We start from the raw sequence: 20,678 nt of genomic DNA, 5'->3' as shown, positions 1-20,678 counted from the left end.
TCCCGCTTCAGAGTCAAGCGTTTATTTACGCTTTTCTCCGCTGACCCGGCGGCGTGTAATCCGTTGTTCCGTGTCAGTGGAGGCGCATTATAGGGAGTTATTTCAGGCTGACAAGGGGAAATTTAAAATAACTTTCCGAGTGCGTATTTTTTCACCAAAAAATAACTAAAGTGCCAGTTTTTCGAGCGTTTTGAAGCCATAACGTTGCAGCACGGGCAATAATTGTTCGGCTTCTGTCGTCATTGCCATACAGAATGCGACATTCTCATCGGTTGATTTCGCGTCGGGCGCTTCATGTTCTAATAACCAGGCCGTGCGACGCGCAATCGCGGCCCCCGAATCCACCAGTCGCGTTCCCTCGGGCAGGACCTGTAAAAGCTCTTCCTGTAATAGAGGAAAATGGGTGCAGCCCAGCACCACCGTGTCGGGTGGTTCCGACATCCGCAACCACGGACGTAGAATGCGGCGCAACTCTTCCAGAGAGACCGTTTCGCCGTGCAGCTTCGCTTCCGCCAGTTCCACCAGCTCGGCGGAACCCAACATCGCAATCTGACATTCGTTAGCAAACCGTGCAATCAACTCATGGGTATACGAGCGCTTCACCGTCGCACGTGTAGCCAGCAGTCCCACAACGCCATTCGCCGTGAGTCGCGCCGCCGGTTTAATAGCAGGAACGACGCCCACAACCGGGAAGGCAAATTTCTCTCGTAACGCAGGAAGCGACACGGTGCTTGCAGTATTACATGCGATGACCGCAAGAGAGAGGGGATAGCGCTGCTGGACCGCAGTCACAATCTCAACAACACGCTCGACGATAAATTCCTCGCTCTTCTCACCATAAGGAAAGGCGACGTTATCAAAAGCGTATATATAGTGGAGATCCGGCAGGAGACTGCGGATCTCATTGTAGACCGACAACCCACCGACGCCGGAATCAAACACCAGCACGGTGGGACGTGGATCAGAAGGTGTAGCTGCCAGACAAGGTGTATTCCCGCCCTGCAGTTGCGTAGCCATAAACTGTCTCGTAATCTTTATCGAACAGGTTGGCGATTTTACCACGAACAGTCAGCTGTGAGGTGATTGGATATGCCACTGTCAGATCCCACACGCTTACTCCACCCATTTTTACCGGTTGGTTGGTGACGAAGTCCTTGTCGTATCGCGTTCCTAAATACTGATACGTTAAACCCCAGTCAAAATCGTAAACCTGCCAGTCAAGCTGATACTTCACCTGCTGCTTTGAACGACGCGCCAGCGGTTTATCGGTAATCGCATTACGTGCATCAACGTAATCGTAGCTCAGCGTGTGCGCCAACGGCCCAGTGTCGAAGTTCGCTGTAGCCTCAATACCTTTAATACGTACTTTGCCTTCGTTATAGTATTTTTTGGTGTGGGGGTTGTAATCGATCATGTTATCGATATCGTTGCGATATCCTGACAAACGCCAGTTCACATCCGCTGTTAGCCCTTCAAATGCCCCTTCCCACTGTTTGCTCTCTTCAGGATCCAGATGGGAATTTCCGTACATGCCATACAGTTGTCCCAGATTAGGTGCCTTGTAAGAGGTGCCGTAGGAGGCAATAAAACGATAGCCTTCGACAAACTCCCAGCCAGCGCTGGTTTGCCATGTGCCATGACGACCAAATTGGGAATTGTCATCACTGCGCGCCGCGCCTTCGAAAGTGAAATCACCCAATTGCTGTAATCCCGTCAAGTAGAGACCGGTATTCCGCTGGTCGTAACCGTCCGTGACATACCCGGTGCCAGGCTCTGTAGTTTGCTTTTGCCAGTCTACGCCAGCGCCCACGTTACCGTGACCAATCACCATGCTGTTTGACCACTGCACATTATATTGCTTCATCTCATCCAGCGTGGCCGAGGAGTCATAGCGGCCATAATCCGGATCATAGTTGTAGTCTTTACTGTGGCTATAGCTGGAAACCAGCTGCGACTGAATCAACTCACTATTGAAGCGCAGCCCGGCATCCCAGCTCTGGCTATAGAGTTTTCGGGTATCCACTAGCGGCGTCCCCGGATGATAAGCCGCGTCATAATCTGTTCGATTATCATAACCGTAACCGCGAACAAACCCGCTCCAGGTGTCAGAGAAGTTGTGTTCCAGCGCGCCATACAGCGTCTTACTTAAGAAGCCGTCTTTGTCGGGTTGAGCCTGCAAACCGGTACTACCGTAAGCCACAACATCAAAGCCTTTGGTATAGGCATAATCGCCCATCAACGTGACGCGCGTATTCTCACCTAACTGTTGTTGGGTTGAGACATCGTAATTCTGGTAGCCATTGCTTCCCACGCCAGCGGTCAGTTCCGTCCCCGGCTTTTCGCGCGTGGTAATGATATTCACCACGCCGCCAATAGCATCAGAACCATAAATAGCCGAACGCGGCCCACGAATGTACTCAATACGTTGTACCAACGATACCGGGAACTGGCTAAGATCGGCTGCGCCGCTAACCCCTGCCAGGTTAAGCCGCACACCGTCAATCAGCACCAGAACATGGCTGGCGTTGGTGCCGCGAATAGAAATAGACGAATTTTGTCCCATACCACCGTATTGGGCGATATCCACGCCTGGCAGGCGACGAAGCACATCATTCACGGAGGTGGATTGCCAGCGATCGATATCCTGACGCGTAACAACGGTGATAGGAGCAAGTACTGCGCTACGAGGCTGCTGAAAACGGTTGGCAGTGACGACGAGAGTATCTGGGCTAGCATCCTGCGCCCAACCAGAAAATGCCGTGACGGAAAGTGCCGTCCACAGCAACGATTTTTTAATCATTGTAAAGCATCCACAATATAAGAAGGATGCCGCAGGTCCCACCGATAGTACGCGATGATGAAAACCAGATGCGACGTTAGCCGGCAGGTCTTCGGGCTTGGAGGCGACTTAAAGAGACGATGACTTCCCACGGCAAGCCGCAGTGTCTGCACCAGGTGCGCTCATCTCCCACCTTCCTTACCGCTGCGCGTCAGCTCCAGATTCACACTGGATTCCCTTTTAACTCACAGGACCGGAAAACGGATGCTACAGTTTGTTACAACCGACTGTCCAGACCACGCATCACAATATCGGAAATCATCAATGACTGGACATCTGTTGAGCAATCCCTACAATCCCCGCGTACTTTTATTTTTCAGGACGCATCATGACCCCCGAACATCTTCCGACAGAACAGTACGACGCGCAGTTAGCTGAAAAAGTGGTGCGTCTGCAGAGCTTAATGACACCGTTTTATGCACAGGCTCCGGAAGTGTTTCGCTCACCGGTCAGTCACTACCGTATGCGCGCCGAATTCCGGCTGTGGCATGACGGTGATGACCTGTACCACATCATGTTCGATCAACAGACGAAAAGCCGTATTCGCGTCGATAGCTTCCCGGCGGCCAGCGAGCTTATCAACACGCTGATGACGGCAATGATTGAAGGGGTACGCGATAACCATGTCCTACGCCACAAACTGTTCCAGATTGATTACCTCACCACCCTGAGCGATCAAGCGGTGGTCTCGATGCTGTACCATAAAAAGCTGGATGACGAATGGCGTCAGGAAGCCGAAGCGCTACGGGACGCGCTGCGTGCGCAAAACCTGAGCGTGCATCTGATTGGCCGGGCCACCAAAACCAAAATCGAGCTGGACCAGGACTATATTGACGAACGCTTGCCAGTCGCGGGGAAAGAGATCATCTATCGCCAGGTTGAGAACAGCTTCACCCAGCCGAATGCCGCGATGAATATTCAGATGCTGGAATGGGCGATTGATGTCACCAAAGGTTCTAAGGGCGACCTGCTTGAGCTGTATTGCGGTAATGGCAACTTCTCATTAGCCCTCGCGCAAAACTTCAACCGCGTGCTGGCGACTGAAATCGCCAAACCATCCGTGGCGGCTGCCCAGTACAACATTGCGGCTAACCATATTGATAACGTACAAATTATCCGCATGGCGGCAGAAGAGTTTACTCAGGCGATGAATGGGGTTCGCGAGTTCAACCGTTTGCAGGGGATCGATCTGAAGAGCTACCAGTGTGAGACCATTTTCGTTGACCCGCCGCGTAGCGGTCTGGACAGCGAAACGGAGAAAATGGTACAGGCGTATCCGCGGATTCTGTACATCTCCTGCAACCCAGAAACGCTGTGTAAGAATCTGGAAACGTTAAGCCAGACGCACAATGTTTCACGTCTGGCTCTGTTCGATCAGTTCCCGTATACGCACCATATGGAGTGTGGCGTGTTACTGACCGCGAAGTAAGTGATGTCCTGGCCGGGCTTGCCCGGCCTACAAATATTATTCCGCAATTTCCTGCTTACGGTTACGCACTTTAAAGCCGATCCAGAACACCAGAATCACCGACAGTACCGCCGGGAAGAAGTTAGAACCAATATCCGGATATTCAGCGCGTACCACGGTGCTGTACAACAGAACGCCGAGAATAAAACAGGCGGCGGCCAGGCCTGGTAGCCCCACAGGCATGGTGCGGTTCTGATAGCGTTGATGCAGACAATAAACCGTCAGCACCAACGAAATAATCGGGAATACTGAGAATGGCACAATGGAGCTAAACAGCGCCGCAAATGTGCCATTGATCGATAAGCCAGCAACCAGCGCCAGCAGCAGCGTACCTTTATCTTGACCTGACTGTTTCATTGCTCGTCCTTCTCGTTACTCGGAGTGGTGCGTCATCTTCTCTTGTTCACGGCGGTACCAATAAAATGCGCCTTTCGCGATCATGCGTAGTTGCAATACCAACCGCTCTTCCAGTTGTCGACGCTGTTCAGCGCCAACATCCAGTGCTTCTGCCCCGGCGCTGAACACAATCGTTACCATGGCTTCGGCCTGCGCTTCAGTAAACGCACGAGGCATATGGTTTTCGAGTTCCAGATAGTCCGCAAGTTCCGCAATGAAGTGCTGAATTTCACGTGCGACCGCTGCACGAAACGCTGCGGAGGTTCCCGAACGCTCGCGCAATAATAAACGGAAGGCGTTGGGATTGTTGCCGATGAACTCCATAAATGTTGAGACCGAGGTACGGATCACACTCCCGCCTTTGGCGATACGCTGACGCGCCTGACGCATCAACTGACGCAGCATCAGACCACTTTCGTCCACCATCGTCAGCCCGAGCTCATCCACATCGCGGAAATGGCGATAAAACGAGGTTGGCGCAATGCCCGCTTCACGAGCAACTTCTCGTAAACTGAGACTGGCAAAACTACGCTCAGCACTGAGTTGACTAAATGCAGCCTCTACCAGCGAACGCCGGGTTTTCTCTTTTTGTTGCGCTCTAACGCCCATCACGATGTCTGAATCCTTCCACATACCTTGCTGGCACTATACCAGAGATTAGGCTGTTGGCATGGCTTTGTTAATGATTGTTTACGCGCAGTTTGTGCTTCGACTTCGCAAAAAAGCACAACGATAATTGGGTTATCCCGACAACGATGTTACTATTCTGTTGCTTTTATGTATAAGAACAGGTAAGCCTGACCATGTCACATTCCTACGATTACGATGCAATAGTAATAGGTTCCGGTCCCGGCGGCGAAGGCGCTGCAATGGGTCTGGTTAAACAGGGAGCGCGCGTCGCGGTGATTGAGCGCTATCATAACGTCGGCGGAGGCTGTACCCACTGGGGCACCATCCCGTCGAAAGCACTCCGCCACGCCGTCAGCCGCATTATTGAATTCAATCAGAACCCACTTTACAGCGACCATTCCCGACTTCTCCGTTCTTCCTTCGCCGATATTCTCAATCATGCTGATAACGTGATTAATCAGCAAACGCGCATGCGGCAAGGTTTTTACGAGCGTAATCACTGCGAGATTTTGCAGGGAAATGCCCGTTTTGTTGACGAACACACTATCGCCCTGGAATGCCACGACGGCACGGTGGAAACGCTGACCGCGGATAAATTTGTGATCGCCTGCGGTTCACGCCCTTATCGCCCTGTTGACGTCGACTTTTCGCATCCCCGGGTTTATGACAGCGACTCCATCCTGAGTCTGCACCACGAACCTCGCCACGTTCTGATTTACGGCGCGGGGGTGATTGGCTGTGAATATGCGTCGATCTTCCGTGGAATGGACGTCAAAGTTGATTTAATCAACACCCGCGATCGTCTGCTGGCGTTCCTTGATCAAGAGATGTCCGACTCGCTCTCTTACCACTTCTGGAATAGCGGTGTGGTTATTCGCCACAATGAAGAGTACGAGAAGATTGAAGGTTGCGATGACGGCGTCATCATGCACCTGAAATCTGGTAAAAAACTGAAGGCTGACTGTCTGCTGTACGCCAATGGCCGCACCGGTAATACCGATTCGCTGGCGCTGGAAAATATTGGTCTGAAAACCGACAGCCGTGGACAGCTCAAAGTGAATAGCATGTACCAGACGGCGCTGCCGCACGTGTATGCCGTAGGGGATGTGATCGGCTATCCGAGTCTGGCATCGGCGGCCTACGATCAGGGACGTATTGCCGCCCTGGCACTGGTGAAAGGCGAAGCCACCGCGCATCTGATCGAAGATATCCCAACCGGGATTTATACCATTCCTGAAATCAGCTCCGTTGGTAAAACCGAACAGCAGCTTACGGCGATGAAAGTCCCATACGAAGTCGGCCGCGCCCAGTTTAAACATCTGGCACGTGCGCAAATCGTGGGCATGAGTGTCGGCACGTTGAAGATTCTGTTCCATCGCGAAACCAAAGAGATTCTGGGGATCCACTGCTTTGGGGAACGTGCAGCCGAAATTATTCACATCGGTCAGGCGATAATGGAGCAAAAAGGTGGTGGTAACACCATCGAGTACTTCGTTAACACCACCTTTAACTACCCAACCATGGCGGAAGCCTATCGGGTAGCGGCGCTAAATGGCTTAAACCGCCTGTTTTAACGCACTGTCGAAATGGCCATCCATTGATCCACGGATGGCCTCTGCCAGCTGTTCATAACGGCTGCGCAGCGGCGAACCTGGACGATACACCAGGCCAATCGTACGGCGCGGTTCTGGCTTAATGCATGGCAGATAGACAACACCATCACGCTTACGCTCCGACGGAACAGCCAGCGCAGGCAGTAACGTAATACCGCTACCTGCCGCCACCATATTGCGCAGCGTTTCCAGACTGGTTGCCCGGAAATGGGTATCTTCATCCGCACCGGCTTCAAAGCAGAAGCCCATGGCCTGATCGCGCAGGCAGTGGCCATCTTCCAGCATCAGCAGTTTTTCACCTGCCAGATCGGACATCGGTACACAGTCACGGTTTGCCCACGGATGATCTTCATAGATCGCCAGCATCATAGGCTCATCAAATAACGGAACTTCGATGAATGCCTCACTCTCTTTCACCAGCGCCAGAATGACGCAGTCGAGCTTACCGCTATCCAGTTGCGCCAACAGCTGATGCGTCTGCGCCTCATGCAGATACATTTCCAGTTTTGGGAAGGTCTGGTGCAACATAGGAATGATATGCGGCAGTAGGTATGGCCCCACCGTTGGGATCAAACCAATATGCAGCGGGCCAGACATCGTCTCGCCTTGTTGGCTTGCCATCTCCTTGAGCACTTTGACCTCGCGCAGCACAGTGCGCGCCTGATCCACCAGCAGCAGACCTGCCTGAGTGAACAGCACCTTACGACTCGTACGCTCCAGCAGCATGACGCCCAGCTCATCTTCCAGCTTACGGATCTGTCCGCTCAGCGTTGGCTGGCTCACGTGGCAGGAGTCTGCCGCCCGTCGGAAGTGACGATGTTCGGCAAGCGCCACCAGGTATTCAAGATCACGAATATTCATTATTCATCCTCCATCGCCACGATAGTTCGTAGCGATAGGTAGCATAGCAACGAACGATTATCCCTATCAAGTTTTCTGTTTAATAATGCACCATAGAAACGGAACGGTACCCCTTTAACCCTTGAAGCTACTGTCCGTTTAGAGAGTTTCTCTCATACTCGAAATAACTAAAGCCAACGTGAACTTTTGCGGACCTTGCGTCCGCATTTTTTTTGCATAAAAAAGCCCGGCGTGATGCCAGGCTCTGATAACTGTTTGCCTGATGGCGCTACGCTTATCAGGCCTACAAAGACAAAGGTTACGCCAGACGCGCCTTCGCGTAATCAATCGCCTGTGCGACCTGCTGTGGCGACACGCCGCCTTTCGCCGCACGTTTGTCCAGACACGATTGTAGAGAAAGGATCGGGTAAACGTCATCGCCAATGACCGGACTGAACTTCTGTAAGTCGGTCAGCGACAACGCTTCCAGCGGTTTGCCCTGACGAATCGCCTCAACCACCGTTTCGCCCACAATGTGGTGCGCTTCGCGGAACGGAACACCTTTCGCTACCAGATAATCCGCCAACTCAGTGGCGTTGGCATAACCCTGCTGCGCCGCTTCCTGACAACGTGGACGTTTCACCTGAATGCCATCCAGCACCAGCGCGGCCATATGCAGACAATCCAGCCAGGTGTCGAGCGCATCGAACAGCCCTTCTTTGTCTTCCTGCATATCTTTGTTATACGCCAGCGGTAGGCCTTTTAAGGTCATCATCATCCCGGTCAACGCTCCCTGCACGCGACCGCATTTACCACGGATTAATTCCAACGCATCCGGGTTTTTCTTCTGCGGCATCAGGGATGAACCTGAGGTCACTCGATCGGACAGCTCGACAAAGCCCGCTTCACCGGTATTAAAGAAAATCAGGTCTTCAGCAAAACGCGACAGGTGCACCATGCCGATAGAGGCGTCGGAGAGTAACTCCAGCACGTGGTCACGATCGGAAACGCTGTCCAGACTGTTACGCGTTGCCGAAGTAAAGCCCAACCAACCAGCCAGTTGTTCGCGATCGATTTCATATGCCGTACCAGCCAGCGCACCGCAGCCCAGAGGACTGACGTCCAGACGCTTAAGCGCATCCTGCAGACGGCTTTCATCACGCGCCAGCATTTCGACATAGGCCAGGCACCAGTGGGCAAACGTCACCGGCTGCGCACGTTGCAGGTGGGTGTAACCCGGCATCACGGCATCCTGGTTATTCTCCGCCGTCACCACCAGCGCGCTTTGCAACTGGCGGTTGGCAGAGAGTAATTCAATTACCGTGTCTTTACACCACAGTTTAAGGTCGGTCGCGACCTGATCATTACGGCTACGCCCGGTATGCAGTTTTTTACCAAGCTGGCCGACTTTATCAATCAGCTTACCTTCCACCCAACTGTGAATATCTTCGGCATCGCTTTGCAGGATCTGTTGCGGATTAGCACGAACCTCTTCCAGCAGCGTGTTTAGCGCCTCTTCCAGTTGCAGCTGTTCATCGGCAGTCAGTACGCCGACCGTTACCAACGCTTTGGACCAGGCCACAGAGCCGACAATATCCTGTTCTGCCAGGCGGTAGTCAAAACGCAACGAGTCGTTGAACTGTTTGAACCGCTGATCTGCTGCCTGTGTAAAACGCCCACCCCAAAGTGCCATAACATGCTTCCTTAAATTCTTTTAATTTCAATGCCGGATGGCGCTACGCTTATCCGGCCTACAGGTTCTGTTCACGTAGGCCCGATAAGGCGTAGCCGCCATCGGGCATACAAATACTTAAGCCAGAATACGGGTACCGATCGGCGTGCCGTTAAACAACGCCGGGAGTTGCTCTGCATGACGCCAGGATGCGATATCCACCGGACGGCCCAGCGTGCGCGCGGCATCCAGCGCCGCATTGACCTTCACGATCATGCCATCGGTAATAATCCCCTGGTCGATCAACTGCTCCGCTTTCGCGGCGGTCATTTCGGCAATGCGCTGACCTTTACCATCCAGAATACCACTCACATCAGAGAGCAGGATCAGATCCGCACCCAACGTTGCCGCCAGCGCTGTTGCCGCCTGATCGGCGTTAACGTTCATCAGCAGTCCATCTTCAGTGACGCCAATGGAGCTGACTACCGGCAGAAAGCCGCTTGCCAGCAGCGTGTTAATTAGCTTAGGCGAACCCGGTTGCGCGAGTCCAACATGACCTAGCTCTTTATCGAGCGGCGTCACTTTTACGCTGTCGCCATCGCCAAGATACAGGCCCACAGAGGCGATTTGATGTTTTTTCGCCCAGGCCAGTAAGGTTTTATTCGCCGTACCCGCCAGGGCGCCAGTGATAATGTCTATCTGATCGGCAGGGGTGACGCGCAGACCGTTTTTCTTTTTCACCGGCAGATTCAACTGCTTCATTAGTTCATCAACCACGCAGCCGCCGCCGTGCACAATAATCAGCGGACGCTGATGCGACTCACGATAATTCACCAGGGCGGTAAACAGTCGCTCCAGCGCCTCTTCGCTATCAAGTAAAACACCGCCCAGCTTGATAATTAATGGATTCATTGTTGCACCCTTAAATAAGAGACTGCGTTTCAGCAAAGCCGAAACGGATATTTGCGCACTGCATCGCCTGTGCCGCCGCGCCTTTTAATAAGTTATCTTCGGTCGCCACCACGATCAGGTGCTCTCCCTGCACGGCGAACCCAATGTCACAAAACGGTAAGCCCACCACATTCTTCAGGGCCGGAACGCCTTTATCGTACAGGCGTACCAGTGGTTTATCACCATACGCTTGTTGCAGTGTCTGGGCCACCTGCGCATGGGTTACGCCCGCTTTCAGACGGCAAGTGATCGTTTCCAGAATTCCGCGCGGGAAGTTCCCCAGATGCGGGGTGAAGATCACTTCCGCGCCGAGGTGAGTTGCGATTTCCGGCTGATGACGATGGGTAAACACGCCATACGGCTGCAGGCTCACTTCGCAAAAGCTGTTCGAGATAGCCGCTTTACGGCCTGCCCCACTGACGCCGCTGGTAGCGTTAATCACCGGCCACTGGCTGAGATCCAGTAGTCCAGCGTCAATCAGAGGTTTCAGCGACAATTGCGCCGCCGTCGGATAACAACCAGGTACGGCAACCAGATTTGCTTCTTTCAGTTGCTCTGCGTTCCACTCCGCCAGCCCGTATACCGCCTGCTCCAGCAGGTCGGGGTGCTGATGGGTAAAGCCATAATATTTTTCATAGAACGCGCCATCGTTAACACGAAACGCGCCTGAAAGATCAAATACCACACATCCGGCCTGCAAAAACTGCGGGGCCAGATCATGACTGACCTCATGCGCTGTGGCGAGGAACACAATGTCCACCCCTGCGCTAAACTCGCTGATATCCGACATTGGCTGCAACGGTAAATCAACAATGCCTTTCAACTGCGGATGCAAATCGGAGATGAGTTTTCCTGCATCATTGCTTTGCGCTGAGACGGTCAAAGCGGTTATGTTCATATCAGGATGGCGATTTACATAGGTCACAAGCTCTGCGCCAGCATAGCCGCTGGCGCCCACAATCAGCGTATTCAACATCGGGGCAGCTCACCTTCTTAGATTCTGTTGCCAGGTATAAGCCTTTATCACCTCACCTTACACTTGGTGGGTTTTATTACGCTCAACGTTAATGTATTTTTATTCACAAATACTGCATGAATATTGATACTATCACGACCCGAGGTGTGTCAACAATGAAAAACAATTTACCGCCATTTATCGAGATTTACCGCGCTCTGATTGCCACGCCATCGATTAGCGCCACCGAAGAAGCACTGGATCAAAGCAATGCAGGTTTAATCACTCTGCTGGCGGGCTGGTTCAAAGATTTAGGCTTCAATGTAGAGGTTCAGCCGGTTCCCGATACGCGAAATAAATTCAATATGCTGGCGAGCATTGGACAAGGGGCTGGCGGTCTGTTGTTAGCGGGTCATACCGATACCGTGCCGTTTGACGACGGACGCTGGACGCGCGATCCGTTCACCCTGACCGAGCATGATAATAAGCTCTACGGTTTGGGTACGGCAGATATGAAGGGCTTCTTCGCGTTTATCCTCGACGCGCTGCGCGACGTCGACGTAACGAAGCTGAAAAAGCCCCTCTACATTTTGGCCACTGCCGACGAAGAGACCAGCATGGCGGGAGCGCGCTACTTTTCTGAAACCACCGCTCTGCGTCCGGACTGCGCGATCATTGGCGAACCCACCTCCCTGCAACCGGTGCGTGCGCACAAAGGGCATATCTCTAATGCAATTCGCATTTTGGGTCAGTCGGGTCACTCAAGCGATCCAGCGCGTGGCGTCAATGCGATTGAACTGATGCATGATGCCATCGGCCATATCATGACTCTGCGCGATGACCTGAAAGAACGCTATCACCATGACGCTTTTACCGTTCCGTACCCGACGTTAAATTTGGGTCATATCCACGGTGGCGACGCCGCCAACCGAATCTGCGCCTGCTGCGAGCTGCATATGGATATTCGCCCGCTGCCCGGCATGACGCTCAACGATCTTAATGGTTTACTTAACGATGCGCTGGCCCCTGTCAGCGAGCGTTGGCCGGGTCGCCTGACGGTCTCGGAACTGCATCCGCCTATTCCTGGCTATGAGTGTCCGCCAGACCATCAGTTGGTTGAAGTCGTTGAAAAACTGCTGGGAGCGCAAACGGAAGTAGTGAACTACTGCACTGAAGCGCCGTTTATCCAGACACTTTGCCCGACGTTGGTGTTGGGCCCAGGCTCCATTAATCAGGCACATCAGCCAGATGAATACCTGGAAACACGCTTCATTAAGCCAACTCGCGAATTGATCACCCAGGTTGTGCATCATTTCTGCTGGCATTAATCGTTTATAACCTTGCTCATCCTTCAGCGGCGAGCAAGGTCATTTATTAACATTTTCATAAGCACAGCTTATTTGATTCGATGTGAATTAAATAACGTAAATTCCCGCCATTTTTTCGTTTGCTGAACCGATTTCGCAGCAATTGACGTCACGAGTTTTACGTGGCTTTATAAAAGACGGCGAAAAAATTAAGTCCGGAAAATTTCACGTTGCAGCAGTGTTGACGGCGGCGCGAAAGATACAGGACATTTACAAAAGAGATGGGGTGTCTGGGTTAATATGAACGAACAATATTCCGCGTTGCGTAGTAATGTCAGTATGCTCGGCAAAGTGCTGGGAGAGACCATTAAGGATGCGCTGGGAGAGCACATTCTTGATCGCGTAGAAACAATCCGTAAGCTGTCCAAATCATCCCGCGCTGGCAATGAAGTCAATCGCCAGGAGCTACTCACTACACTGCAAAACCTGTCTAACGACGAGCTGCTGCCGGTTGCCCGTGCGTTTAGCCAGTTCCTGAACCTGGCTAACACCGCCGAGCAATACCACAGCATTTCGCCTAAAGGCGAAGCAGCCAGCAACCCGGAAGTGATTGCTCGCACTCTGCGTAAACTGAAAGACCAGCCCAACCTCGATGAAGCCACCATCAAAAAAGCTGTGGAGTCACTCTCCCTGGAGCTGGTTCTGACCGCCCACCCGACTGAAATCACCCGTCGTACGTTGATCCATAAAATGGGTGAAGTTAACGCCTGTCTCAAACAGCTTGATAACAAAGATCTCGTCGATTATGAACGCCATCAACTGATGCGCCGTCTGCGCCAGTTGATTGCCCAGTCCTGGCATACGGATGAGATCCGCAAGATACGCCCAAGCCCGATCGATGAAGCCAAATGGGGCTTCGCCGTGGTCGAAAACAGCCTGTGGGAAGGCGTGCCGAACTATCTGCGCGAACTGAACGAACAGTTAGAAGAGAATCTGGGTTATAAGCTGCCCGTTGATTTTGTTCCGGTTCGCTTTACCTCCTGGATGGGCGGCGACCGTGACGGCAACCCGAACGTGACGGCGGATATCACCCGTCACGTGCTATTGCTCAGCCGCTGGAAAGCTACCGACCTGTTCCTGAAAGACATTCAGTTTCTGATCTCTGAACTGTCGATGGTGGATGCCACGCCGGAACTGCTGGCGCTGGTAGGTGAAGAAGGCGCAGCAGAACCATACCGTTATCTGATGAAAACCCTGCGTTCACGTCTGATGGCAACTCAAGCCTGGCTGGAAGCCCGTCTGAAAGGCGAGAAATTACCGAAACCTGCCGGCCTTCTCACCCAAAACGAACAGCTCTGGGATCCGCTGTACGCGTGTTACCAGTCTCTGCAAGCCTGTGGCATGGGCATCATCGCCAATGGCGAACTGCTCGACACCTTGCGTCGCGTGAAATGTTTCGGCGTACCGCTGGTACGTATTGATATTCGCCAGGAGAGCACCCGTCACACTGAAGCCCTGGGCGAACTGACCCGGTATCTGGGCATTGGCGACTACGAAAATTGGTCAGAAGCGGATAAACAGGCTTTCTTGATCCGCGAACTGAACTCCAAACGTCCGCTTCTGCCACGTAACTGGGAACCAAGCAATGATACCCGCGAAGTGCTCGACACCTGCCGCGTCATTGCCGAAGCTCCGTATGGCTCCATTGCCGCCTATGTTATCTCGATGGCGAAAACGCCGTCCGATGTATTGGCCGTACATCTGCTGCTGAAAGAAGCCGGGATCGGTTTTGCTATGCCGGTTGCGCCGCTGTTTGAAACATTGGACGACCTCAACAATGCTGATGACGTCATGTCCCAGCTCTTGAATATTGACTGGTACCGCGGCTTTATTCAGGGCAAACAGATGGTCATGATTGGCTACTCTGATTCCGCAAAAGACGCGGGCGTGATGGCGGCCTCCTGGGCGCAATATCAGGCCCAGGACGCGCTGATCAAAACCTGCGAAAAAGCCGGCATCGAGCTGACGCTGTTCCACGGTCGCGGTGGTTCCATTGGCCGCGGCGGCGCGCCTGCGCATGCCGCGCTGCTTTCTCAACCGCCAGGCAGCCTGAAAGGTGGCCTACGCGTGACGGAACAAGGGGAGATGATCCGCTTTAAGTACGGTCTGCCGGAAGTCACCATCAGCAGCCTGTCGCTTTATACCGCAGCCATCCTGGAGGCCAACCTGTTACCGCCGCCAGAGCCGAAGGATAACTGGCGTCATATCATGGATGAGCTTTCTGATATCTCGTGTGAGCTCTACCGTGGATATGTACGTGAAAACAAGGACTTCGTCCCTTACTTCCGCTCCGCAACCCCAGAGCAGGAACTGGGTAAATTGCCGCTCGGCTCACGTCCGGCAAAACGTCGCCCGACTGGTGGGGTAGAGTCTCTGCGCGCCATTCCGTGGATCTTTGCCTGGACGCAAAACCGCCTGATGCTCCCGGCATGGCTGGGTGCTGGTACCGCGCTGCAAAAAGTGGTGGAAGACGGTAAGCAAAGCGAACTCGAAGCAATGTGCCGCGACTGGCCATTCTTCTCCACACGTCTTGGCATGCTGGAAATGGTTTTCGCTAAAGCAGACCTGTGGCTGGCTGAATACTACGATCAACGTCTGGTCAAAAAAGAGTTGTGGCCGCTCGGCGAAGAACTGCGTCAGCGCCTGGAAGCAGATATCGACGTCGTGCTGGCGATTGCCAATGACTCACATTTGATGGCCGACCTGCCGTGGATTGCCGAGTCTATCCAGTTAAGGAATGTTTATACCGATCCGCTGAACGTTTTACAGGCAGAGCTGTTACACCGCTCGCGCCTGGCGGAAGAGCAAGGCAAGGCGCCGGACCCACGCGTTGAACAAGCGCTGATGGTGACCATCGCAGGTGTTGCTGCCGGTATGCGCAATACGGGCTAACGCCCCCCTCCCGTCGCCTTCGTGCTATTGCGCGAAGGCGACATCAAAAATCGCTGTTATAACTGCTTCATTTTCAATATATTCCCGCCTGTATATATTTACTCAATGAATATATAAACAACAGAACACGATACTAACATCGTGATGCTTCACTTCCTCTTAAGGTTTAGCCGCTACTCTTGGCGCTACGATTAAAGACAGGCTCACACTATGCAATCCTTACAACCCCAGTCTAAACCTGCATTTAGCTGGAAAGCCCTGGGTTGGGCGCTCCTCTATTTTTGGTTTTTTTCCTCATTACTGCAGGCCGTTATCTATTTTAGCGGCTACAGCGGATCTACCGGTTTACGCGACTCCTTGCTGTTCAGTTCGCTATGGCTGATCCCTGTATTCCTGTTTCCAAACCGTATCCGCGCGATCGCTGCCGTTATTGGCGTCATGCTATGGGCGGCCTCGCTGGCGGCTCTGAGCTATTACGTCATTTATGGACAAGAGTTCTCGCAAAGCGTTCTGTACGTAATGTTTGAAACCAATGCGAACGAAGCCAGCGAATATCTGAGCCAATATTTCAGCCTGAAAATTGTGTTAATCGCGCTGGCGTATACGGCAATGGCGATTCTGCTGTGGACGCGTCTGCGCCCTGTTCATATTCCATCGCCCTGGCGCTATCTGGTGTCTTTCGCACTGTTATATGGCTTGATTCTGCACCCAATGGCGGTTAACACGTTCATCAAACATAAACCGTTTGAAAAAACGCTGGATGGTCTCGCTTCGCGGATGGAGCCCGCCGCACCGTGGCAATTTATCTCCGGTTATTATCAGTATCGCCAGCAGTTAACCGCACTGAATAGCCTGCTGAATGAAAACAATGCCCTGCCGCCGCTGGCCAACTTTAAAGACAACTCCGGTGATGCGCCGCGTACGCTGGTACTGGTGATTGGCGAGTCAACGCAACGTGGCCGCATGAGCCTGTACGGTTACCCACGCGAAACAACGCCGGAACTGGATGCGCTGCATAAATCCGATCCTAACTTCACCGTGTTCAATAATGTCGTGACCTCACGTCCGTACACCATTGAAATCCTGCAGCAGGCGTTGACCTTTGCTAACGAGAAGAACCCGGATCTGTATCTGACTCAGCCGTCCCTGATGAACATGATGAAACAGGCGGGTTATAAAACCTTCTGGATCACCAATCAGCAGACAATGACTGCCCGCAACACCATGCTGACGGTGTTCTCGAAGCAGACAGATAAGCAGTTCTATATGAACCAGCAGCGTACGCAAAGTGCGCGCGAATACGACAGCAATGTGCTGGCGCCATTTAAAGAAGTCCTGGCCGACCCGGCACCGAAAAAATTCATCATCGTTCACCTGCTGGGTACCCATATTAAGTACAAATTCCGTTATCCGGATGGTCAGGGCAAGTTCGACAACAATATCGACAACGTTCCCGCTGGTCTGGGTAATGATGAGCTGGAAGCCTACAACGATTACGACAGCGCGAATGTCTACAATGACCACATCATTGCCAGCCTGATCAAAGACTACAAAGCGACCGATCCGAACGGTTTCCTGCTGTATTTCTCCGATCACGGTGAAGAGGTGTACGACACGCCGCCGCATAAAACGCAGGGCCGTAATGAAGACAACCCGACGCGCCATATGTATACGGTGCCGTTCTTACTGTGGACCTCGGAAAAATGGCAGGCCGCGCATCCCCGGGACTTCTCACAGGATGTGAATCGTAAATACAGCAGCTCAGAGCTAATCCATACCTGGTCTGATTTAGCAGGCTTCACTTACGATGGCTTCGATCCAACACGTTCCATTACCAGCCCGCAGTTTAAAGAGACGACTCGCTGGATTGGCAATCCATACAAGAAGAATGCCCTGATTGATTACGATACCTTGCCTTACGGCGATCAAATCGGTAATCAATAATCCCACACAGGCCACTCTTTAAGAGTGGCCTTTTTTTATGATGGCGGTTACTGTTCTCCCTGTCTGCTGCCTGCAAGGGATTAACATGTATCACGACATCAGCCATCTTCTCGCCCGTCTGATTAACGGCCCCACACCGCTGCGCCAGATTTATTTTGCCAGTACCAGTAGCCCAACGCCGGAACTGGCATATCAGGTTGATTTTCCCCGGCTGGAGATTGTGCTGGAAGGTGAGTTCACCGATAACGGCGTTGCAGGCGCTCCCGCGACGTTACTCCCTGGCGATGTACTGTTTGTTCCGGCTAGCGGCTGGAACTTCCCCCAGTGGCACACACCGGTGACCACACTCAGCATCCTGTTCGGCAAACAGCAATTGGGTTTCAACGTCGTTCAGTGGGACGGCAAGCAATATCAAAACCTCGCCAAGCTGCATGTCGCACGGCGTGGACCGCGTATTGGCTCTTTCCTGCTACAAACGCTTAATGAAATACAGATGCAGCCGCAGGAGCAGCAAACGGCCAGACTGATCGTCGCGAGCTTACTGAGCCACTGCCGCGATCTGCTCGGCAGCCAGATCCAGACCGCGTCGCGCAGTCAGGCGCTGTTCGAAGCCATTCGCGACTATATTGACGAGCGCTACGCTTCGCCGCTTACCCGGGAATCAGTCGCGCAAGCGTTCTACATCTCGCCCAATTACCTCTCCCACCTGTTTCAAAAAACGGGCGCAATCGGTTTTAACGAATACCTGAACCACACGCGACTTGAACACGCGAAGACGCTGCTGAAGGGTTACGAGCTGAAGATCAAAGAAGTGGCGCACGCCAGTGGGTTTGTTGACAGCAACTACTTCTGCCGCCTGTTTCGCAAGAATACCGAACGTTCGCCCTCAGAATATCGCCGGCAATATCACAGCCAGTTGACGGAGAAAGCGATCCGCCAGCAATAAAGAAGATAAAAACAACATTAACTGGATTTTTGTAATATCAAAAGCTAACTCACCATCCCCATCACCGCAATAAACCCTACCCATAACTGACATGTGAAGTAAGTCTCACTTTTATAGACACATTACATTTATCCAGCTTTTGACAGATTTGTCAGATAGCGCGATGCGGCGAAACGCTCTTATCCTGTGCACAACAACGCATTCCGGCAACGGGCTGCTCACGCAAAATTAAGAGGGTGTTTTGTATGGAACTTTACCTTGATACCGCCAACGTCGCGGAAGTTGAACGTCTGGCCCGCATCTTCCCTATCGCGGGTGTCACCACCAACCCAAGCATTGTGGCGGCAAGCAAAGAATCCATCTGGGATGTGCTGCCGCGCCTACAAAACGCCATTGGCGAAGAGGGCATTCTTTTTGCCCAAACCATGAGCCGCGACGCGCAGGGGATGGTGGAAGAAGCCAAACGTCTGAGCAATGCCGTACCGGGTATCGTGGTGAAAATTCCCGTTACTGCTGAAGGTCTGGCCGCCATCAAGTTACTGAAAAAAGAGGGTATCACCACCCTGGGAACCGCCGTGTACAGTGCTTCGCAAGGTCTACTGGCCGCGCTGGCTGGCGCAAAATATATCGCGCCATATGTTAACCGCATTGACGCTCAGGGTGGCGACGGGATCCGCACGGTACAGGAACTGCAAACGCTACTGGAGCTACATGCGCCAAACAGCATGGTACTGGCGGCCAGCTTTAAAACCCCGCGTCAGGCGCTGGATTGCTTACTGGCAGGATGTGAAGCAATCACCCTGCCCTTAGATGTAGCGCAACAAATGCTCAATACCCCTGCGGTAGAGTCAGCAATAGAGAAGTTTGAGCAGGACTGGAACAACGCATTTGGTCACATCAACCTGTGAGGGAAATAAAGTATGGATCGCATTATTCAATCACCTGGTAAGTACATCCAGGGTGCCGATGTTATTACCCGTCTTGGCAGCTACCTCAAACCACTGGCAGCACGCTGGCTGGTCGTTGGGGACAAGTTTGTCTTAGGCTTCGCACAATCCGCGCTGGAAAAAAGCTTCCAGGATGCCGGACTGGCGCTGGAGATCGCGCCTTTTGGCGGTGAATGTTCGCAAAACGAAATCGACCGTTTGCGCGGCGTGGCGGAAAAAGCGCAGTGTGGCGCAGTACTTGGTATTGGCGGCGGGAAAACGCTGGATACCGCCAAAGCGCTGGCGCATTTTATGGGCGTGCCTGTCGCCATTGCGCCAACCATCGCCTCTACCGATGCACCGTGCAGCGCCCTGTCCGTCATTTACACCGATGCGGGTGAATTCGATCGCTATCTGCTACTGCCGAACAACCCGGACAGGGTCATTGTTGATACTAAAATTGTTGCGGGCGCACCGGCACGTCTGTTAGCCGCAGGCATCGGCGATGCGTTGGCGACCTGGTTCGAAGCGCGTGCCTGTTCACGCAGCGGCGCAACTACCATGGCGGGCGGTCAGTGCACCCAGGCGGCGCTGGCACTGGCTGAGCTGTGCTTTAATACACTGATAGAAGAAGGTGAAAAAGCGATGCTGGCAGCCGAGCAGCACGTGGTTACGCCTGCGCTGGAGCGCGTTATTGAAGCCAATACCTATCTTAGCGGCGTCGGTTTTGAAAGCGGTGGTCTGGCAGCGGCTCACGCCATTCATAACGGCCTGACGGCGATCCCGGATGCGCATCATTACTACCACGGCGAGAAAGTGGCGTTTGGTACGCTAACGCAGTTGGTGCTGGAAAACGCGCCGGTCGATGAAATCGAAACCGTGGCGGCACTCTGTCATTCCGTTGGGTTGCCGATTACCCTGGCGCAACTGGATATCAAACAGGATATCCCGGCGAAAATGCGCATTGTGGCAGAGGCTGCCTGTGCTGAAGGCGAAACCATCCACAACATGCCTGGCGGCGCAACGCCGGACCAGGTGTATGCCGCATTGCTGGTCGCTGACCAGTATGGGCAGCGTTATCTGCAAGAGTGGGAATAACCTGCCAATAAAAAATCCCCGCAATTGCGTAACACCGATCGGTTAAGCAAAATGATCGGTTGAACGATCCGGCGGGTAGACGACAATAGCCTCATCAATTCTCTGATGGGGCTTTTTTATGCTTTCGACCTGGCTTGACGA

Annotated in this window: 16 protein-coding genes and 1 riboswitch; of the genes, 8 read left to right on the top strand and 8 right to left on the bottom strand. The window is 53.0% G+C overall.

The annotated features are described in order from the left end of the window. Positions 1–165 precede the first annotated feature (165 nt). Both murI and btuB read right to left on the bottom strand, forming a co-directional pair. Positions 166–1,017 carry a glutamate racemase gene (gene murI, locus FHD02_RS23215; protein ID WP_220394353.1) on the bottom strand — a complete coding sequence of 284 codons (852 nt, stop codon included), beginning with the start codon at positions 1,015–1,017 and terminating at the stop codon, positions 166–168. Further along, positions 962–2,800: a TonB-dependent vitamin B12 receptor BtuB gene (gene btuB / locus FHD02_RS23210; RefSeq protein ID WP_137359885.1), complete on the bottom strand. Its 1,839-nt coding sequence runs from the start codon at positions 2,798–2,800 to the stop codon at positions 962–964. Before btuB ends, murI begins: the two co-directional genes overlap by 56 nt. 64 nt (positions 2,801–2,864) lie before the next feature. Beyond that, positions 2,865–3,052: riboswitch (cobalamin riboswitch) on the bottom strand. 115 nt (positions 3,053–3,167) lie between these two features. On the opposite strand from btuB, the gene trmA reads away from it, so the two are divergent. Beyond that, positions 3,168–4,268 carry a tRNA (uridine(54)-C5)-methyltransferase TrmA gene (gene trmA, locus FHD02_RS23205; RefSeq protein WP_220394352.1) on the top strand — a complete coding sequence of 367 codons (1,101 nt, stop codon included), beginning with the start codon at positions 3,168–3,170 and terminating at the stop codon, positions 4,266–4,268. Positions 4,269–4,304: 36 nt separating this feature from the next. Here the strand turns inward: trmA and FHD02_RS23200 are convergent, their stop codons facing one another. Continuing rightward, positions 4,305–4,664: a YijD family membrane protein gene (locus FHD02_RS23200; RefSeq protein WP_003825114.1), complete on the bottom strand. Its 360-nt coding sequence runs from the start codon at positions 4,662–4,664 to the stop codon at positions 4,305–4,307. Positions 4,665–4,679: 15 nt separating this feature from the next. Beyond that, positions 4,680–5,315, bottom strand: a complete 636-nt coding sequence (gene fabR / locus FHD02_RS23195; protein WP_003028862.1) for an HTH-type transcriptional repressor FabR — start codon at positions 5,313–5,315, stop codon at positions 4,680–4,682. Between the two features lie 191 nt (positions 5,316–5,506). On the opposite strand from fabR, the gene sthA reads away from it, so the two are divergent. After that, complete coding sequence (gene sthA / locus FHD02_RS23190; RefSeq protein WP_042313339.1) at positions 5,507–6,907, top strand: Si-specific NAD(P)(+) transhydrogenase; 1,401 nt, start codon at positions 5,507–5,509, stop codon at positions 6,905–6,907. Here sthA and oxyR read toward each other — a convergent pair. From oxyR to argC, 4 genes are all read right to left on the bottom strand, one after another. Beyond that, positions 6,890–7,807: a DNA-binding transcriptional regulator OxyR gene (gene oxyR / locus FHD02_RS23185; RefSeq protein WP_038636079.1), complete on the bottom strand. Its 918-nt coding sequence runs from the start codon at positions 7,805–7,807 to the stop codon at positions 6,890–6,892. The genes sthA and oxyR overlap by 18 nt on opposite strands. Before the next feature lie 298 nt (positions 7,808–8,105). Beyond that, positions 8,106–9,479: an argininosuccinate lyase gene (gene argH / locus FHD02_RS23180; RefSeq protein ID WP_137359883.1), complete on the bottom strand. Its 1,374-nt coding sequence runs from the start codon at positions 9,477–9,479 to the stop codon at positions 8,106–8,108. 117 nt (positions 9,480–9,596) lie between these two features. Further along, a complete protein-coding gene (gene argB, locus FHD02_RS23175) occupies positions 9,597–10,370 on the bottom strand; it encodes an acetylglutamate kinase (protein ID WP_038636072.1) in 774 nt (257 codons plus the stop codon). Between the two features lie 10 nt (positions 10,371–10,380). Further along, complete coding sequence (gene argC, locus FHD02_RS23170) at positions 10,381–11,385, bottom strand: N-acetyl-gamma-glutamyl-phosphate reductase (protein WP_137350366.1); 1,005 nt, start codon at positions 11,383–11,385, stop codon at positions 10,381–10,383. A 155-nt stretch (positions 11,386–11,540) separates the two neighbouring features. Between argC and argE the strand changes: the two genes are divergently transcribed. The 6 genes from argE (at position 11,541) to FHD02_RS23140 (ending at position 20,537) form a co-directional block, all read left to right on the top strand. Next, entirely contained in the window at positions 11,541–12,692 is a 1,152-nt protein-coding gene (argE, locus tag FHD02_RS23165) for an acetylornithine deacetylase (RefSeq protein ID WP_047025879.1), read from the top strand. Positions 12,693–12,971: 279 nt separating this feature from the next. Then, positions 12,972–15,623 (top strand): phosphoenolpyruvate carboxylase, encoded by a 2,652-nt coding sequence (gene ppc / locus FHD02_RS23160; protein ID WP_220394351.1) that lies wholly within the window; start codon positions 12,972–12,974, stop codon positions 15,621–15,623. A 210-nt stretch (positions 15,624–15,833) separates the two neighbouring features. Further along, complete coding sequence (locus FHD02_RS23155) at positions 15,834–17,567, top strand: phosphoethanolamine transferase CptA (RefSeq protein WP_137370294.1); 1,734 nt, start codon at positions 15,834–15,836, stop codon at positions 17,565–17,567. Positions 17,568–17,652: 85 nt separating this feature from the next. Next, complete coding sequence (locus tag FHD02_RS23150) at positions 17,653–18,513, top strand: helix-turn-helix domain-containing protein (protein ID WP_220394350.1); 861 nt, start codon at positions 17,653–17,655, stop codon at positions 18,511–18,513. Positions 18,514–18,758: 245 nt separating this feature from the next. Beyond that, positions 18,759–19,421, top strand: a complete 663-nt coding sequence (fsa, locus tag FHD02_RS23145; RefSeq protein ID WP_137350363.1) for a fructose-6-phosphate aldolase — start codon at positions 18,759–18,761, stop codon at positions 19,419–19,421. Positions 19,422–19,433: 12 nt separating this feature from the next. Continuing rightward, a complete protein-coding gene (locus FHD02_RS23140; protein ID WP_038636055.1) occupies positions 19,434–20,537 on the top strand; it encodes a glycerol dehydrogenase in 1,104 nt (367 codons plus the stop codon). The last annotated feature ends 141 nt before the right edge of the window (positions 20,538–20,678 follow it).

This window comes from Citrobacter sp. EC_71, from assembly GCF_019584005.1.
GTDB classification, from domain to species: Bacteria; Pseudomonadota; Gammaproteobacteria; order Enterobacterales; family Enterobacteriaceae; genus Citrobacter; species Citrobacter werkmanii.
Note: the sequence above shows the minus strand (reverse complement) of the source record. Positions and strands in the feature narration are given on the sequence as shown.

Excerpts from the sequence above, each read along its gene's own strand:
- murI (WP_220394353.1), bottom strand. The coding sequence starts at position 1,017 with ATGGCTACGCAACTGCAGGGCGGGAATACACCTTGTCTGGCAGCTACA.
- btuB (WP_137359885.1), bottom strand. The coding sequence starts at position 2,800 with ATGATTAAAAAATCGTTGCTGTGGACGGCACTTTCCGTCACGGCATTT.
- trmA (WP_220394352.1), top strand. The coding sequence starts at position 3,168 with ATGACCCCCGAACATCTTCCGACAGAACAGTACGACGCGCAGTTAGCT.
- FHD02_RS23200 (WP_003825114.1), bottom strand. The coding sequence starts at position 4,664 with ATGAAACAGTCAGGTCAAGATAAAGGTACGCTGCTGCTGGCGCTGGTT.
- sthA (WP_042313339.1), top strand. The coding sequence starts at position 5,507 with ATGTCACATTCCTACGATTACGATGCAATAGTAATAGGTTCCGGTCCC.
- oxyR (WP_038636079.1), bottom strand. The coding sequence starts at position 7,807 with ATGAATATTCGTGATCTTGAATACCTGGTGGCGCTTGCCGAACATCGT.
- argH (WP_137359883.1), bottom strand. The coding sequence starts at position 9,479 with ATGGCACTTTGGGGTGGGCGTTTTACACAGGCAGCAGATCAGCGGTTC.
- argB (WP_038636072.1), bottom strand. The coding sequence starts at position 10,370 with ATGAATCCATTAATTATCAAGCTGGGCGGTGTTTTACTTGATAGCGAA.
- argC (WP_137350366.1), bottom strand. The coding sequence starts at position 11,385 with ATGTTGAATACGCTGATTGTGGGCGCCAGCGGCTATGCTGGCGCAGAG.
- argE (WP_047025879.1), top strand. The coding sequence starts at position 11,541 with ATGAAAAACAATTTACCGCCATTTATCGAGATTTACCGCGCTCTGATT.
- ppc (WP_220394351.1), top strand. The coding sequence starts at position 12,972 with ATGAACGAACAATATTCCGCGTTGCGTAGTAATGTCAGTATGCTCGGC.
- FHD02_RS23155 (WP_137370294.1), top strand. The coding sequence starts at position 15,834 with ATGCAATCCTTACAACCCCAGTCTAAACCTGCATTTAGCTGGAAAGCC.
- FHD02_RS23150 (WP_220394350.1), top strand. The coding sequence starts at position 17,653 with ATGTATCACGACATCAGCCATCTTCTCGCCCGTCTGATTAACGGCCCC.
- fsa (WP_137350363.1), top strand. The coding sequence starts at position 18,759 with ATGGAACTTTACCTTGATACCGCCAACGTCGCGGAAGTTGAACGTCTG.
- FHD02_RS23140 (WP_038636055.1), top strand. The coding sequence starts at position 19,434 with ATGGATCGCATTATTCAATCACCTGGTAAGTACATCCAGGGTGCCGAT.